Below are 14,702 nucleotides of genomic sequence, written 5' to 3'. Positions count from 1 at the left end.
CATTGAGGATTCAGCCCCATGTACCGTCGAACCGTCCTTTGGGCGGTCGTCGTGGCGGTGTTCGCCGGCCCCGTTGTGGGCCAGGCGGCGCCGGCCGATGATCTGCCCCAACCGCTGCACCTCGACCAGGCCCTCGAGCGGGCCCTGACCAGCAATCTCGCCGTCAAGCAGGCGCGCCAGCAGGTGGGTATCCGTCGCGGCGAGCGTGCTCATGCGGCGCGTATCGTGCCCACCAATCCGGAGCTGTCCCTAAATGCGGCCAGCCGCCGGGGCGATGCGGAGACCACCACCGACCTCGGCATCCGCCTTTCCCAGACCCTGTTTACCGGCGGCAAGCGCGACCTCGGCATCGCCGCCGCCGAGGCCCGGATGGACAGCGCCCGGGCCCGGCTCGCCTTCCTGCAGACCACCATCGCCGCCCGCACCCGCCGGGCCTTCCTGGACCTCCTGGTGGCCCGCAAGGCGGTAGCCACCGCCGAGCGGGTTCTGGAAATCTCCCGGGACTTCCAGACCTACGCCCGGGACCGCCTGGCGGCGGGCGAGGCCACCCGGCTGGCGGCCAACACCGCCCGCATCGGCGTGGGCCGGGCCGAGGCCACCCTGGCCGAGGCCCGCACCCAGGCCGAGCGTGCCCGGGTGCGCCTGCTCGAGCTGATGGCGGCCGACCCCGCCCGTGAGCTCAAGGTGGCCGGCGAGATCCGGGGACGTTCCCTGGACCTGCCCGACCGCCGGGCGCTTCTGGGCCAGGCCCTGAAGCGCCGCGACGACCTGGCCGCCGCGGCGCGGGAGGTGGCCGCGGCCCGCAAGGCGCTGACCCTGTCCGAGCGCCAGCTCATCCCCAACCTCACCGTGTTCGGCTTCTACAAGCGCGAGGAGGGCGCCGACGTCGCCGGCGGCGGCGTCTCCGCGCCCATCCCGGCCCTGCACCGCTACGGCGGCGAGCAGGAGGCGGCGGCCGCCCGGCTGCAGCAGGCCCAGCTCGAAGCCGATGCCCTGCGCATCACCGTGCGCCGCGAGGTGGCCCAGGCCCTGGCCGAGTACCGCGGCGCCCGCAAGCGTTTGAGCGCCCTCAAAGGGGCGGTTCTGGACAGCGCCGAACAGAATCTGGCGCTCACCCAGGATGCCCTGCGGGCCGGCGAGGTGGGCGTTCCCGCCGTCACCGCCGCCCGCGACAACCTCCTCAACGTCCGGCGCGACTACCTCGACGCCCTCGGCGCCCTGGTAACCGCCGCCACCGACCTCGAACGCGCCACCGGCGGCCTCATCGCCCTGGGCCCCCAGCCCGGCAAGGCCGCCGGCGACCCGACGGAGACTTCCGACGATGCGAACTGAACGCCATCTGATACGGGCCCTGATTGTCGCTGGCATCCTGACCGCCAATCCCGCCTGGGCCGCCGACGGCCACGCTGACCAGAAGGGCGGCCATTCCGGCGGCGGGGCCCACAAGCTCCACCTATCCGAGAAGCAGCGCAGCCGCCTCGACCTCGAGGTGGCCGAGGCCGCCGCCGGCAGCGCCGCGGGCACCCTGCGGATGCCGGCAACCGTCCGCTTCGACCCCGACCGCGTGGCCAAGGTCGGACCCCGCCTGCGCGCCAAGGTGGTGCGGGTGACCAAGGCACTCGGCACCCGCGTGACCCAAGGGGAGATCGTGGCGGTCATGGACAGCGTCGCCCTGGGCAAGGCCAAGGCGCGCTACCTGACCGCCCAGGCCACCTTCGAGACGGCGCGGGCCGACTACCGCCGCCAGCAGGAGCTGGCGGAGAAGCAGATCAGCTCCCAGGCCGAGCTGCTCGATGCCCGCGGCCGTTTTCGCGAGGCCCGGGCCCGTCGCGATGCCGCCGTGGAGGAGCTGCGCCTGTACGGCCTCTCACGGCAGCAGGTTCAGGGGATCGAGGCGGGCAGCGACCGACCGCTGTCCCGCTACCGCCTCACCAGCCCGCTGGCGGGGGTGGTGCAGAAGCGGGATTTGACCCCGGGCCAGACCGTGGGCCCCGCCGAAACCCCCATCCACGTGGTGGACACCAGCAAGGTCTGGGTCATGCTCGAGGCCTACGAGCGCCACATCCCGGTGCTGGCCACCGGCCAGAAGGTGCGCTTCCGCTCTCGGGCCCTGCCGGAGCGGCGCTTCACGGGCACCATCGACTGGATCTCGCGGGAGCTGGACGCCCAGACCCGGACCCTTCGCGTGCGGGCGGTAGTGGCCAACACCGACGGCCTGCTGAAAGCGGGCATGTTCGGCAAGGCCACCGTGACCACCCGGGCCGACGGCAACGTCGCCATGGTGCCGGTGGACGCGGTCCAGACCATCAAGGACCGGCCCATGGTGTTCGTGCCGGGTAAAAAGGCCGGGCACTTCCGGGCCGTGGCCGTGACCCTCGGCCAGGAGGCCGGCAAGCGGGTGGAGGTGCTCAAGGGCCTGAAGCCCGGGGACCGCCTGGTGGTCCAGGGCGCCTTCGACCTGAAGGCCGCGCTCACCGCCAGCGGCCGCAGCGCCGCGCACGGCCACTAGGGGGGGAATATCGATGATCGAACGCCTGATCAATCTCGCCCTGCGCAACCGGCTCATGGTGCTGGTGCTGGTGGCCGGCCTGGCGGTGGCGGGCACCATGTCGTTCAACCGCGTGCCCATCGACTCCTTCCCCGACGTCACCCCGCCCATGGTGCAGATCTACACCTCGAGCCCGGGGCTGTCGCCGGTGGACGTGGAGACGCTGATCAGCTACCCCATCGAGATCAGCATGTACGGCCTGCCCGGGCTCAAGCGGGTGCAGTCCACCTCCATCTTCGGCCTGTCCCGGGTGAACGTGTACTTCGAGGAAGGCACCGACATCTACTTCGCCCGGCGGCTGGTGATGGAGCGCCTGGCCAAGGCCAAGGAGGGGATTCCCCCTGGCTTAGGAGAGCCCCAGCTCGGGCCGATCACAACCGGCCTGGGGCGGGTCCTGCTGTACCGGGTCAAGAGCAAGGAGGGCTACAACCACAGCCTCACCGAGCTGCGCACCGCCCAGGACTGGATCGCCAAGCCCATGCTGCGCACGGTGCCCAATGTCACCGGCGTCCTGTCCCTGGGCGGCTATAAGAAGCAGTACCAGGTGCGACTGGACCAGCAGGGCCTGCAAGCCCATGACCTCACCATCGCCGACGTGCGCGGCGCCATCGCCACCAACAACCGCAACGTGGGTGGCTCCTTCATCAATCGCGGCGGCGAGGAGCACATCATCCGCGGCTACGGCTGGGTGGAGCCCGGCGAGAAGGGGCTGGCCGACCTGCGCAACATCGTGGTCCACGAGCACGGCGGCACGCCGGTGACCGTGGGCGATGTGGCCAGCGTCGAATTCGGCCCCGCCATCCGCCGCGGCGCCCAGGTGGCGGGCGGCGAGGAGTCGGTGGGCGGCTACGTCCTCAAGCTGATCTATGCCAACACTCAGAAGCTGCTCGAGGACGTCAACCACAAGCTGGAGGCGGTGAACAAGGCCCTGCCCGAGGGCATGGAGGCGGTGCCGTACTACTCCCAGGGCGACCTGGTGGAGAAGGCCGTGGGCACGGTGGAGGACGCCCTGCTCGAGGGGGTGGTGCTGGTGCTGATCTTCCTCTACCTGTTCCTGGGCAACCTGCGCTCCACTCTCATCGTCATCGCCAGCCTGCCGCTGGCCACTTTGGTGGCCTTCATCGCCATGCGTTTCATGGGGATGTCGGCCAATCTCATGAGCCTCGGGGGGCTGGCCATCGGCATCGGCATGATGGTGGACGGCGCGGTGGTGATGGTGGAGAACATCTTCCGCCACCTGGAGGAGCGAAAAGGCGAGGACGTCTCCATGCTGCGCCTCACCGGCGAGGCGGCGCGCGAGGTGGGCCGGCCCATCGCCTTCGGCATCAGCATCATCATCATCGTCTTCCTCCCCCTGTTCACCCTGCAGGGGGTGGAGGGCAAGATGTTCTCGCCCATGGCCTACACCATCGCCTTCGCCCTGGTGGGGGCGCTGATCCTGGCCCTGACCATGGTGCCGGTGCTGGCCAGCTACGTCTTCTCGAGGAGTACCGAGCCCCGCGAGCCGCGCCTGGTGGGGTGGATCAAGGCCGCCTACCGGCCGCTGCTGAACGGCGTCTACCGCCACCCGGTGTGGGTGGTGGGCGGCGCCACGGTCGTGTTCGCCGGCAGCCTGGCGCTGTTCCCCTTCCTCGGTACCACCTTCGTGCCCACCCTGCGCGAGGGCACCTACATGGTGCGCTCCACCCTGCCGCCCGGTGCCAACCTGCCCACCTCCATCGACTACGCCAAGCGCGTTCAGAAAGTCATGGGGACCTTCCCGGAGGTGGAGAGCGCCTACTCGCGGGTGGGCCGCGCCGAGGTGGGCGGCGACCCGGAGCCGGTGAACGTGGTGGCCACCACGGTCAATCTCAAGCCGCTGGAAAAGTGGCAAAGCGGCCGCAGCTACGAGGAGCTGCAATCGGCCATGGCGGCCAAGGTCAACGAGCAGGTCCCGGGCCTGGCCAACAACTTCTCCCAGCCCATCCAGCTGCGCACCGACGAGCTACTCTCCGGGGTCATGGCGCAGGTGGTGGTCTCCATCTTCGGCGAGGACCTCGATAAGCTCGCCAAAGTGGGGGAACGGGTCACCGAGATCGCCAAGGGCACCGAGGGCGCCGTGGACGTGCGCATGCAGCAGCAGGGGGGCAAGCCGCAGATCGTCATCCGGCCCGACCGGCAGGCTTTAGCCCGCTACGGCATCCCCGTGGACAAGGTGCTGGAGACCGTGGAGACCGGCATCGGCGGCGAATCGGTGGGGCAGGTGTTCGAGGGCATCCGGCGCTTCGATATCTTCCTGCGCCTCAAGGAGGCGGCCAGGGATGACCTGCAGCTATCCGGGATCCAGAACCTGCCCATCCGCACCGCCAAGGGCAACCTCATCCCGGTGTCCCGGGTGGCCAACGTGGAGACCTATGTCGGACCGAAGAAGGTCTCGCGCGCCAAGGCCAGCCGCCGGGTGTTCGTGCAGCTCAACGTCCGCGGCCGGGCCATGGGCAGCGTGGTCAGCGACCTCCAGAAGAAGGTGGAGCAGGAGGTGGACCTGCCGCCGGGCTACTTCGTGGAGTACGGCGGCCAGTTCGAGAACCAGCAGCGGGCGATGAAGCGGCTGTACGTCGTGGTCCCCATCACGCTGGCGCTGATCTTCCTCATGCTGTTCTCCGCCTTCGGCAGCCTGCGCTACGCCACGCTGATCTTCCTCAACGTGCCCATCGCCGTCACCGGCGGCATCGTCGCCCTGTGGGTCTCCGGCATGTACCTGTCGGTGGCCGGGGCTGTGGGCTTCATCGCGGTGTTCGGCGTGGCCGTGCTGAACGGCGTGGTGCTGGTGTCCTACATCAACCAGCTGCGCGATCAGGGCCTGGAGATGGAGGAGGCGGTCAAGACCGGCGCCATGCACCGTTTGCGGCCGGTGCTGATGACCGCCAGCGTGGCCATCCTCGGCCTCATCCCGCTGCTGCTGGCCAACGGCATCGGCGCCAACGTGCAGCGGCCGCTGGCCGCGGTGGTGATCGGCGGTCTGGTGACCTCCACGGCGCTCACCCTGCTGGTACTGCCGGCGGTCTACCGCTGGTTCGCCATGCCGCGTGAAGAGGTGGAAGTCTGACTGCCGCCCACTTTGTGGGGACGGGCATGGTCCGTCCCCCTTCTACTGGAGGGAATATCCATGAAAGAGATCAAGGCGTATATCCGCGAGGCGATGGTGGATCAGGTAGTGGACGCCCTCGGCAAGCTCCCCGGGCCGCCCGGAGTGACGGTGCTGGACGTCCAGGCCTACGGCCACCGCCCGGGCGGGGATACCCTGGAGCGAACCCGCATGGCCAAGCTGGAGGTGGACGTAAGCGACGATTCGTTCGACCGGGTGGTGGACACCGTCCTCAAGCACGCCCGCACCCAGGCCGGTCATCCCGGCGACGGCAAGGTCCTTGTGAGCGAGCTGGCCGGGGCCTACCGCATCAGCGACGGCGCCTTCGGCGAGCAGGTACTCGATGGCTAAGGTGGGGGTCGGCTGGCGGCGCTCCCCCCGCTTAAGTGGCGGTGGATTCGGCAATCGAAGCCGCGGCCGGCTTAGGTCCCTGGCTCGGCGGGTCGGCCGCCCCAATGGATCCTCGGCCCATCCCCCGAGGAGGCAATGGCCAGCTTCTCCCGGCCAAACCGTGCGCCATGCCCGTTTCGGGGGATGGCCCTTCGCGGGGTTGCCGGGGCCGCATTCGTGCTGTAAAACCGATCAGTGATCGGTTTTTGGGAGGGCGCAGCATGCAAACGCTACGGCTCGGTGAGCTGGAGGTGGCGACGCTGGAGGATCTGTGGTCGGTGGGCGCGGATCACGCCAAGGCCGTCCATTCCCGTTTGGGCGGGCCCCGGGACATCTCCCTCAACACCGTGCAGTCCACGCTGGAACGGCTCTACCGCAAGGGCCTCCTGCACCGGACCAAGGAAGGTCACGCCTATATTTACCGCCCTGCCCTGGGCCGCGAGGAATTGCTGGGCCGGCTGATCGAGGGGGCCACAGCACCGGTGGCCGGCAAGGAGGCCGCCGATACCCTGCTGACCGCCTTCGTGGACTTCGCGGCCGAGCGGGATGAGGCGGGCCTCGACCGCCTGGAGGCCCTGATCGCCCGCAAGCGGGCCCAGGGCACCGGGGATCCGGACTGACATGGCCTCTCTGGTTTTGATCCTGGCGGCGTTGGGGCTGGTGGCTGGAGCCATGGCCGCAGCCCTCAGCCACCTTGTCCGGCCCAGGGCCCTGTCCCTGTTGCAGCGCACGCCCGTGGAGCAGCGGGCCAATCTCCTGCTGATCTGGGCGCTTTTCCCCCTGCTGGCCGGCCTGCTGGCGGTGACCGTTGTGGTCGCTCCGTCCCTCCTGGCCGCAGTGGGTCTAATGGCTGACCACTGCCTGCTCCACGGTAGCCATCACAGCCACCTCTGCCTGCTGCACCCCGGCACCACGCTGGAGATCCCCGGGGCGAATACACTGCTGGGCGTGCTGGGCGCCGTGCTGGCCGTGGGTGGGGCCTACAAAGCATGGGCGCTGGCGCGGAGCAACCAGCATTGGCGGACACTGCGCCGGGTGGCCGCGGCGGAGCAAGACGCAGGGGTTCGGGTTCTGGAAACCGCGCGTCCCGTGGCCGCAACGGTGGGCCTGCTGCGGCCCACCGTGCTGTTCTCCCGCTGCCTCCTGGACCATTTATCCCCGCAGCAGGATAGCGTGGTACACGCCCATGAGGCCGCGCACCAGCGCCGGCGGGATCCGCTGCGGCTGGCCCTGGCCCGGCTGGGGACGGCTGGGCACCTCCCGGGAACCGGGCGAACCCTTTACCGGGAGCTCGGGCTCGCCGTGGAGCGCGCCGCCGACGAGGCGGCCGCCCGGACCGTGGGCGACCGGCTCACCGTGGCCGAGGCGCTGCTGGCAGTGGCTCGCCTACGCCCCGTCTCCGCACCGGGGGCGGAGTTAACGGGGGATCCCTTAGAGGCCCGGGTTCAAGCGCTTTTGGAGGAGAGTCCTGCCGGGCTGAAACCCTGGTGGGGAGTGGGGCTCATTTTGGCCGGGGTGGGACTGGCTTTGTTCGCCTTCTCCCCCCAGCTCCACCATGGCCTGGAAACCCTCCTGGGCACCATCTGAAGGAACCCCCATGAGCTTACCCCGAATTCCTGCCGGTACGGCAAAAGAACCGATCGCCGGTCGGTTTTTCGCTCTCGGCCTGCTCCTGGTTGCCGCGCTGGCCCCGGGCCCGGCAGGCGCCGAATCCCCGCTCACCATCGAGCGGGCCCTGCGGCTGTCGGCGAATAGCTCGCCCTTGCAGCGGGAGCTCCAGGCGAAGGTGGATCTGGCGGAGAGCCGGGCCCGGGAGGCATCGCTGTGGCCCAACCCGCGGCTGAGCCTTTCCCAGGAGCGCTATTCGGTAGACGGGGGCGATACCACCCAGCGCTTCTACAGCCTTTCCCAGGAATTCGATCTCTCCGGCCAGCGGGGCCTGCGTACTCGGGCGGCCCGGGTCCGCGCCGAGGGGGTGCGCCGGGGCAACGCCCGGACGCGCCTGGAGCGCCGTGCTCGGGTCCGCGAGCGCTTCTACGCGGTGCTTTTCCACCAGCGGCGGGTGGATGCCTTGCAGGAAAGTCTCGGGCGCCTGGACCGGGTGGCCGGCATCGTGGCCGAGCGCCGCCGGGCCGGCGCCGCCTCGGGGTACGACCAGCGCCGGCTGGAGCGCGAGCAGGCGACCCTTCGGGCCCGGCTGCGTCAAGCGCGGGCCGAACAGGGGCGCGCCCGATCCGGGCTGCGTGCCCTGCTGCCCGATGCCTCCGGTCTCCCCGAAAACGTCACCGGGACCTTGCGCCCCGAGAAGGTGACCTCTCTGGCCCGCTACCGCAAGGCCCTGGACCGGCGCGCCGATCTGCGCCGCCTGCAGGCCGAGGCGCGCGCAGCGGGGTTGGCGCAGCGGGCGGCGGGGCGGGGCTGGGTGCCCGACGTCACAGTGGGCCTGGGAGTCACCACCGTGGATCAGCCCGGGGCCGACGGCAACGGTTCCCTGCTGGAGCTCACCGTCCCCCTGCCGGCCTTCGATCGCGGCCAGACCGAGGCAGCGGCGGCTGCTGCCCGTCAGACCCGGGCCGAAGCCCGCTACCGGCGGCTGCTGGAGCGGGCCCGGGCCCAGGTCGGCGGCCTGTGGCGGCAAACGCGGGAGCTGACCGGGGCCACCACCGAATTCCGCCAACAGGCCCTGGCCAAGTCCCGGGAGCTGACAGAGATCGCCGAGGCCGCCTACCGCGCCGGGGAGCTGGGCATCCTTGAGCTGCTGGATGCCTACCGCGGGCAGCTCGACGCCCGCTTGCGCACCCTGGAGATGGCCCGGGCCGCCCGCACGAGCTGGATCGACCTGGCCCGCACCGCCGGCGGGGCCCGCCCGTAATTTCTGGCCAGCCGAGAGGGGGAGAAGGGGGCATGGGCTATTACCTGATCAAGACCATCGTCACGGCGATCCTGGTGGTCGCCATCTCCGAGGTGGCCAAACGGAGCGCGCTGATCGGCGGAATCCTGGCCTCGGTGCCCCTGACCTCCGTCCTGGCCATGGTCTGGCTGCATGTGGAGACCGGGGACGTGGCCAGGATCAGCGCCCTGGCAAGCAGCATTTTCTGGCTGGTTCTTCCCTCCCTGGTGCTGTTCCTGGTCCTGCCGTGGCTTCTGCATCGGGGGGTGCCGTTCCCCCTGAGCCTTATCGCCGCCATCGCCGCGACGGCCCTTGCCTATTGGGGCATGGTCCAGATGCTCGGCCGGTTCGGCATCCAGATCTGATCCCCATTCGGCTTCGGCCGCGCGGCCGTTTCCATCCCAACCCAAAGCGGGAGTCGGTAATGAAGCACAACCTCTTGATCGGCCTTTTTGCCATCGCCCTGAGCACCGGTGCCGCCGTCGCCGGCGAAGGCCACGACCATTCCGGCGGCCAGGGCCATGATTCCGGCGCAAAGGATGCCCCGGAGACGGAGGCCTTCTACGGCGGCGGGGGCGACGGGGAGGACGCCAAAGACTCCGGTGATCCTGACGACCTTGGCGACGACAACCAGGGTAACGACGAGCACGGTCACGGCGAGACCGACCAGGGCCAGGGCGATCACGGACACGCCCATGACAATTGAGCGCTTCGTCCGCCGCCATCCAGCGGTCCTGCTCCCAGCCCTGCTGGCGCTGCTGCTCGCCGCTTGCGACGGCGGCTCGGGGCAACCCCACGGCGGGGAGGGAGGCGGCCACGACCACGCCACCGGACAGGGCAGCCCGGAGGCGGCGGCCGAGCGACCGAGCCGGACCGTGACCCGGTTCAACGACGCCACCGAGCTGTTCCTGGAATTTCCGGTTCTGGTTACCGGGGAGGCCTCCCGCTTCGCCGCCCACCTCAGCTGGCTGGACGGCTACCGCCCGGTGGATTCGGGCCGGCTCACGGTCCGCCTGAAGCGCGACGGGCAGACAGTGGCCGGCTTCCGCGTGGACCGCCCCACCCGGGACGGGCTCTACACCCCGGCGGTAACGCCCCGCGAGGCGGGGACCTTCACCCTGGTCCTGACCTGGGAGGCGGGCGCCCGGCGCAGCGTGCACCGGGTGGAGGGCGTGCGCGTCTACCCCGGCCGCGATGCCGTGCCGGCCGATGCCGGGGGTGGCGGCGGCGAGGGCGGCATTGCCTTCCTTAAGGAGCAGCAGTGGCGGCTGCCCTTCGGCACCGCCGTGGCCGCCGAGCGCAAGCTGCGCGCTACGGTGCCGGCCACCGGCACCCTGCGGGCCGCCCCGAGCGGCGACCGGCGGGTGACCGCGCCCGTGGCCGGACGGCTGGAGGCCCCGGAGGGCGGTTTCCCCGAGGCCGGACAGCCGGTGAAGGCGGGAAAGGTGCTGGCCCGCATTGTGCCCCGCCTGGGCAGCGGAACGGACCTTGCCACCCTCCGTGTGGCAGTGACGGAGAGCGAATCCGAGTACCGCACGGCCCGCCGGGAGCGGCGGCGCCTGGAGGGACTGCTGGCCAAGGACGCCGTGCCCGAACGCCGGGTGGCCGAGGCCCGCTCCCGTGAGCGGGTGGCGCGGGCGCGGCTAGCGGCGGCACGCCGTCGGCTGGCCGAGTACCAGGACGGTGACGCCGGGGCCGAAGGGCCGACCGGGGTGCCGGTCCTCGCCGGAGCCGACGGCCGCGTGGTGGAGCTGGCCGCTACCCCGGGGACCACCCTGGCGCAGGGCGATGCCCTCATGCGGGTGGTGGACCGCCACCGCTTGTGGCTCGAGGCCCGGGTGCCCGAGGCCGAGGCAACCCGCCTGGCCACCCCCGGCGGTGCCTGGTTTACGCCCACCGGCTACGATCGCCGGCTGACCGTGAATACCGCCGATGAGGCACGGCTGCTGTCGGCCGGCGAGACGGTGGACCCGGCCACCCGCACGGTGCCCGTCATCTTCGCCCTGCCCAACCCGGGCGATCTGCGGGCCGGAACCAGCGCCTCGGTGCGGGTCTGGACCGGCAAAGCCACGCGGTCCCTGGCGGTGCCGCAGGCGGCGGTGCAGCGCGAGGCCGGGGAGCCGGTGGTCTACGTGCAGACCGGCGGTGAGTCTTTCGCCCGCCGGCCGGTGACCCTCGGGATCCACGCCGGGGCGTACGTGGCCGTTACCAGTGGCCTGGCGCCCGGCGAGCGGGTGGTGACCCAGGGCAGCTACCTGGTCCGCTTGGCCGCCAGCGGCGATAGCGGCACCGGGCACGGCCATGCCCATTAGCGGTCCGATGCAGCCATCCCCCGCCTTGCCATCCCCCGTTCAGGAACGTCCATGATCGGAAAAATCGTCCAGTGGTCCCTGAAGTTCCGCCTGTTCGTTCTGGTAGGGGCCGTCCTGCTGCTGGGATGGGGGATCTACGAGGCCACGCGCAGCCCGGTGGACGTGTTCCCCGAGCTCACCGCGCCCCGGGTCACCGTGGTCACCGAGGCCCACGACATGGCGCCCCGGGAGGTGGAGCGCCTGGTCACCTACCCGGTGGAGACCGCCCTCAATGGCTCGGCCGGGGTGCGCCGGATCCGCTCTTCCACCGGGGTGGGCATCTCGGTGGTGACCGTGGAATTCGAATGGGGCACCGACATCTACAAGGCCCGGCAGGTGGTGTCCGAGAAGCTGCAGGGGGTGCGCGATGCGCTGCCCCCGGGGGCGGGCCAGCCCACCCTGGCGCCGATAACCTCGGTGATGGGCGAGGTGATGTTCCTGGCGGTGACCGGCGAGGCCGATCCCATGGCCCTGCGCACGAGCGCCGACTGGACGGTTCGCCGCCGCCTGCTGGCGGTGCCGGGGGTAGCCCAGGTGATCCCCATCGGCGGCGCAATCAAGCAGTACCAGGTGCGGGTGCAGCCCGAGCGCCTGGCCGCACACCGCGTGGGCCTGAACCGGGTGATCGAAGCGGTGGGGGAGACCAACCGCAATGTTTCCGCCGGCTTCACCGTGGATAGCGGCCGCGAGCTGCTTATCCACGGCCTGGGCCGGGTGTCTGACCCCGAGGAGATCGGCAATACGGTGGTGGCGGAGCGGGACGGCCACCCGGTGAAGGTCCGCGACCTCGCCGAGGTGACCGTCGGCGCCGCTCCGGTGCGCGGCACCGGCGCCCGCAACGGCGAGGATGCCGTGATCCTGGGGGTGCAGAAGCAGCCGGGGGTGAACACCCTGGCCCTCACCGAGCGCCTGGACGCCGAGGTCGCGGCCATGCGCAGCGACCTGCCGGAGGGTGTGGCGCTCAAGACCGACCTGTTCCGGCAGGCGGATTTCATCCATACCGCCGTGGACAACCTCTTGGAGGCGCTGCGCGACGGCGCCATTCTAGTGGTGGCGGTGGTCCTGGCCTTCCTGGTCAGCCTGCGCGCCGGGCTGGTGAGCCTGGTGGCCATCCCGCTGTCGCTGGTGGCGGCGGTGCTCGCCCTGCGCGGCATGGGCGGTACCCTCAACACCATGACCCTGGGCGGCCTGGCCATCGCCATCGGCGCGGTGGTGGACGACGCCATCATCGTGGTGGAGAACATCGTCCGCCGCCTGCGGGAGAACACTGCCCGTGCGGAGGGCGAGCGCCGGCCGGCCATCCAGGTGGTGGGGGACGCCACCCGCGAGATCCAGGGCTCCATCGTCTTCGCCACGGTCATCATCATCCTGGTATTCACGCCGCTGTTCTTCCTGCCCGGCATCGAGGGCCGGTTCATGGGGCCGCTGGGCTTCGCCTACATTGTGGCCCTGGCCGCTTCCCTGCTGGTAGCGATCACCGTCACCCCCGCCCTGGCCAGCGTCACCCTGCCGTTTTCCCGGACCGTGCGGCGGGGCTCCGAGCCACGCATGGTGGAACGCACCAAGCGGGCCTTCGCCCCGGTCCTGGACGCCACCCTGCCCCGCTGGCGCGCGCTGACCGCCGCTTCCCTGCTGCTTCTCACCGGGGCGGGAGCGGCCCTGACCTGGTCCGGCCAGTCCTTCCTGCCGGAGTTCAACGAAGGCTCGCTCACCGTCAGTGTCGTGACCCAGCCGGGCACGGCGCTGGCGGAATCGGACCGCCTCGGCGGCATGGTGGAGGCCATCCTCCTGAAGCACCCGGAAGTGACCTCCACCGCCCGGCGCACCGGCCGGGCGCAGCTGGACCCGCACGCCCAGGCGGTGTACGCCAGCGAGATCGATGTCTCCCTGGATCTGAACGGCCGCCCCAAGGCCGAGCTGCTGGCCGACCTGCGCCAGGAGCTGAAGGCGGTGCCGGGCACCAACATCGTCATCGGCCAGCCCCTGTCCCACCGCATCGACCACATGCTCTCCGGGACCCGCGCCAACATCGCCGTGAAGCTGTTCGGCCCCGACCTGGACCGGCTGCGCGACTTGACCAAGGAGGTGAAGGGCGTCATGGCGGAGGTGCCGGGGGTGGTGGACCTGGCGCGTCAGCCGCGGGCCCAGATCCCCTTCCTGACCGTGGACTTCGACCGCGACGCCATCGCCCGCCACGGCCTGACCACGGGCGAGGTGGGGCGGGCGGTGCGCACCGCCTTCACCGGCACCACCGTCTCCCGGGTGCTCCAGGGCCAGCAGGCCTTCGACCTGGTGGTGCGCTTCCCGCCGGCGGCCAAGGGCGACCGCGACGCCATCGGCGAAGCCCCCATCACCACCGACGACGGCACTCAGGTGCCACTGCACGCCCTGGCCGATATCCGCGAGACCCGGGGACCGAACACCATCCTGCGCGAGGACGTGGCGCGCAAGATGCTCGTCATCGCCAACGTCGCCAAGGCCGATCTGGTGGGCGTTGTGCGTGAGGTCCAGCAAAAGGTGGCGGCGCAGGTGGCCATGCCCAACGGCTACCGCATTGAGTACGGCGGTCAGTTCCAGGCGGCCCGGGAGTCCACCCGCGCCCTTCTGTGGATGGGGGCGGCGGTGCTGGCGGGGATCTTCCTGCTGCTGTACGTGGCCTTCGACTCCGTGCGCGACGCCGTGCTGGTCATGGTCAACTTGCCCCTGGCCCTGATCGGCGGCATCGCGGGCCTGTTCGTCGCCGGCGGAGTGATCTCCGTAGCCACCCTGATCGGCTTCATCGCCCTGTTCGGCATCGCCACCCGCAACGGCGTCATGCTGGTGGGCCACATCCATACCCTGCGGGAGAAGGAGGGGGAGGGGCCGCTGGGGGCGGTGCGTCGCGCCACCCTGGAGCGGCTGGTGCCCATCCTGATGACCGCACTGTCCGCCGGGCTTGGCCTGCTGCCCCTGGCGCTGAGCGGCGGCGAGCCCGGCAGCGAGATCCAGGCGCCCATGGCCATGGTCATCCTGTTCGGCCTGGCTTCCTCCACCGTGCTGAACATGGTGGTGCTGCCGGCGCTGTACCTTAAGTTCGGGGCGGCGGCAAGGGAATAGGGCTGGGCGGAGGCAGTCCCGATGCAAGGAGGCTGGTGAGCGCCTAGTCCGGCTCGGTGTGAGGTGTAAATTTTTGGTCGGGATTCCGGGTGGATCCGGGAAAAATTTTCCAAATTTGGTTTGTAGCGTAAATTTTAAAATCCAGATTTCCATTAAAACTGGGGTTCGGCGCGCAACTGGGTAACGAAGGGGTGGGAAGAACCATTCTGACGCCACAGCGGAGCATGTAGGCCATTAAGGCCCGGCCATAGGCCGGGCCTTAATTATTGGTGGGGGTCAGCGCATGCGGAAGCGCATGGCGAT

11 protein-coding genes are annotated in these 14,702 nt (G+C 70.4%); all 11 read left to right on the top strand.

Going from position 1 to position 14,702, the window contains the following annotated elements; translation table 11 throughout:
* The first annotated feature begins 18 nt into the window (after positions 1-18).
* The 11 genes from V5A19_RS09785 (at position 19) to V5A19_RS09735 (ending at position 14,399) form a co-directional block, all read left to right on the top strand.
* Positions 19-1,332, top strand: a complete 1,314-nt coding sequence (locus V5A19_RS09785; RefSeq protein WP_332319059.1) for a TolC family protein — start codon at positions 19-21, stop codon at positions 1,330-1,332.
* Positions 1,322-2,509: an efflux RND transporter periplasmic adaptor subunit gene (locus V5A19_RS09780; RefSeq protein WP_332319060.1), complete on the top strand. Its 1,188-nt coding sequence runs from the start codon at positions 1,322-1,324 to the stop codon at positions 2,507-2,509. The genes V5A19_RS09785 and V5A19_RS09780 overlap by 11 nt, the downstream gene beginning before the upstream one ends.
* 13 nt (positions 2,510-2,522) lie before the next feature.
* Positions 2,523-5,633 carry an efflux RND transporter permease subunit gene (locus V5A19_RS09775; RefSeq protein WP_332319061.1) on the top strand — a complete coding sequence of 1,037 codons (3,111 nt, stop codon included), beginning with the start codon at positions 2,523-2,525 and terminating at the stop codon, positions 5,631-5,633.
* A 60-nt stretch (positions 5,634-5,693) separates the two neighbouring features.
* On the top strand, positions 5,694-6,023 hold the full coding sequence (locus V5A19_RS09770; RefSeq protein WP_332319062.1) for a P-II family nitrogen regulator: 330 nt from the start codon (positions 5,694-5,696) through the stop codon (positions 6,021-6,023).
* 260 nt (positions 6,024-6,283) lie between these two features.
* Positions 6,284-6,682 carry a BlaI/MecI/CopY family transcriptional regulator gene (locus V5A19_RS09765; RefSeq protein WP_332319063.1) on the top strand — a complete coding sequence of 133 codons (399 nt, stop codon included), beginning with the start codon at positions 6,284-6,286 and terminating at the stop codon, positions 6,680-6,682.
* A 1-nt stretch (position 6,683) separates the two neighbouring features.
* Complete coding sequence (locus tag V5A19_RS09760; RefSeq protein WP_332319064.1) at positions 6,684-7,649, top strand: hypothetical protein; 966 nt, start codon at positions 6,684-6,686, stop codon at positions 7,647-7,649.
* Positions 7,650-7,659: 10 nt separating this feature from the next.
* The gene (locus V5A19_RS09755; RefSeq protein ID WP_332319065.1) at positions 7,660-8,934 is read left to right on the top strand and encodes a TolC family protein; all 1,275 of its coding nucleotides are present in this window, start codon (positions 7,660-7,662) and stop codon (positions 8,932-8,934) included.
* A gap of 32 nt (positions 8,935-8,966) precedes the next feature.
* Positions 8,967-9,317 (top strand): DUF3147 family protein, encoded by a 351-nt coding sequence (locus V5A19_RS09750; RefSeq protein WP_332319066.1) that lies wholly within the window; start codon positions 8,967-8,969, stop codon positions 9,315-9,317.
* Positions 9,318-9,376: 59 nt separating this feature from the next.
* Positions 9,377-9,658, top strand: coding sequence for a hypothetical protein (locus V5A19_RS09745; protein ID WP_332319067.1), 282 nt, complete (start codon positions 9,377-9,379; stop codon positions 9,656-9,658).
* A complete protein-coding gene (locus tag V5A19_RS09740; RefSeq protein WP_332319068.1) occupies positions 9,648-11,264 on the top strand; it encodes an efflux RND transporter periplasmic adaptor subunit in 1,617 nt (538 codons plus the stop codon). The genes V5A19_RS09745 and V5A19_RS09740 overlap by 11 nt, the downstream gene beginning before the upstream one ends.
* Before the next feature lie 51 nt (positions 11,265-11,315).
* Entirely contained in the window at positions 11,316-14,399 is a 3,084-nt protein-coding gene (locus V5A19_RS09735) for an efflux RND transporter permease subunit (RefSeq protein ID WP_332319069.1), read from the top strand.
* The last annotated feature ends 303 nt before the right edge of the window (positions 14,400-14,702 follow it).

The organism is Thiohalorhabdus sp. (genome assembly GCF_036628635.1).
Classification (GTDB): domain Bacteria; phylum Pseudomonadota; class Gammaproteobacteria; order Thiohalorhabdales; family Thiohalorhabdaceae; genus Thiohalorhabdus.
This window is presented reverse-complemented; position numbering and strand designations above follow the sequence as displayed.

Coding starts and splice junctions, on each gene's coding strand:
- V5A19_RS09770 (WP_332319062.1), top strand. CDS start 5,694: ATGAAAGAGATCAAGGCGTATATCCGCGAGGCGATGGTGGATCAGGTA.
- V5A19_RS09780 (WP_332319060.1), top strand. CDS start 1,322: ATGCGAACTGAACGCCATCTGATACGGGCCCTGATTGTCGCTGGCATC.
- V5A19_RS09765 (WP_332319063.1), top strand. CDS start 6,284: ATGCAAACGCTACGGCTCGGTGAGCTGGAGGTGGCGACGCTGGAGGAT.
- V5A19_RS09775 (WP_332319061.1), top strand. CDS start 2,523: ATGATCGAACGCCTGATCAATCTCGCCCTGCGCAACCGGCTCATGGTG.
- V5A19_RS09745 (WP_332319067.1), top strand. CDS start 9,377: ATGAAGCACAACCTCTTGATCGGCCTTTTTGCCATCGCCCTGAGCACC.
- V5A19_RS09760 (WP_332319064.1), top strand. CDS start 6,684: ATGGCCTCTCTGGTTTTGATCCTGGCGGCGTTGGGGCTGGTGGCTGGA.
- V5A19_RS09735 (WP_332319069.1), top strand. CDS start 11,316: ATGATCGGAAAAATCGTCCAGTGGTCCCTGAAGTTCCGCCTGTTCGTT.
- V5A19_RS09750 (WP_332319066.1), top strand. CDS start 8,967: ATGGGCTATTACCTGATCAAGACCATCGTCACGGCGATCCTGGTGGTC.
- V5A19_RS09755 (WP_332319065.1), top strand. CDS start 7,660: ATGAGCTTACCCCGAATTCCTGCCGGTACGGCAAAAGAACCGATCGCC.
- V5A19_RS09785 (WP_332319059.1), top strand. CDS start 19: ATGTACCGTCGAACCGTCCTTTGGGCGGTCGTCGTGGCGGTGTTCGCC.
- V5A19_RS09740 (WP_332319068.1), top strand. CDS start 9,648: ATGACAATTGAGCGCTTCGTCCGCCGCCATCCAGCGGTCCTGCTCCCA.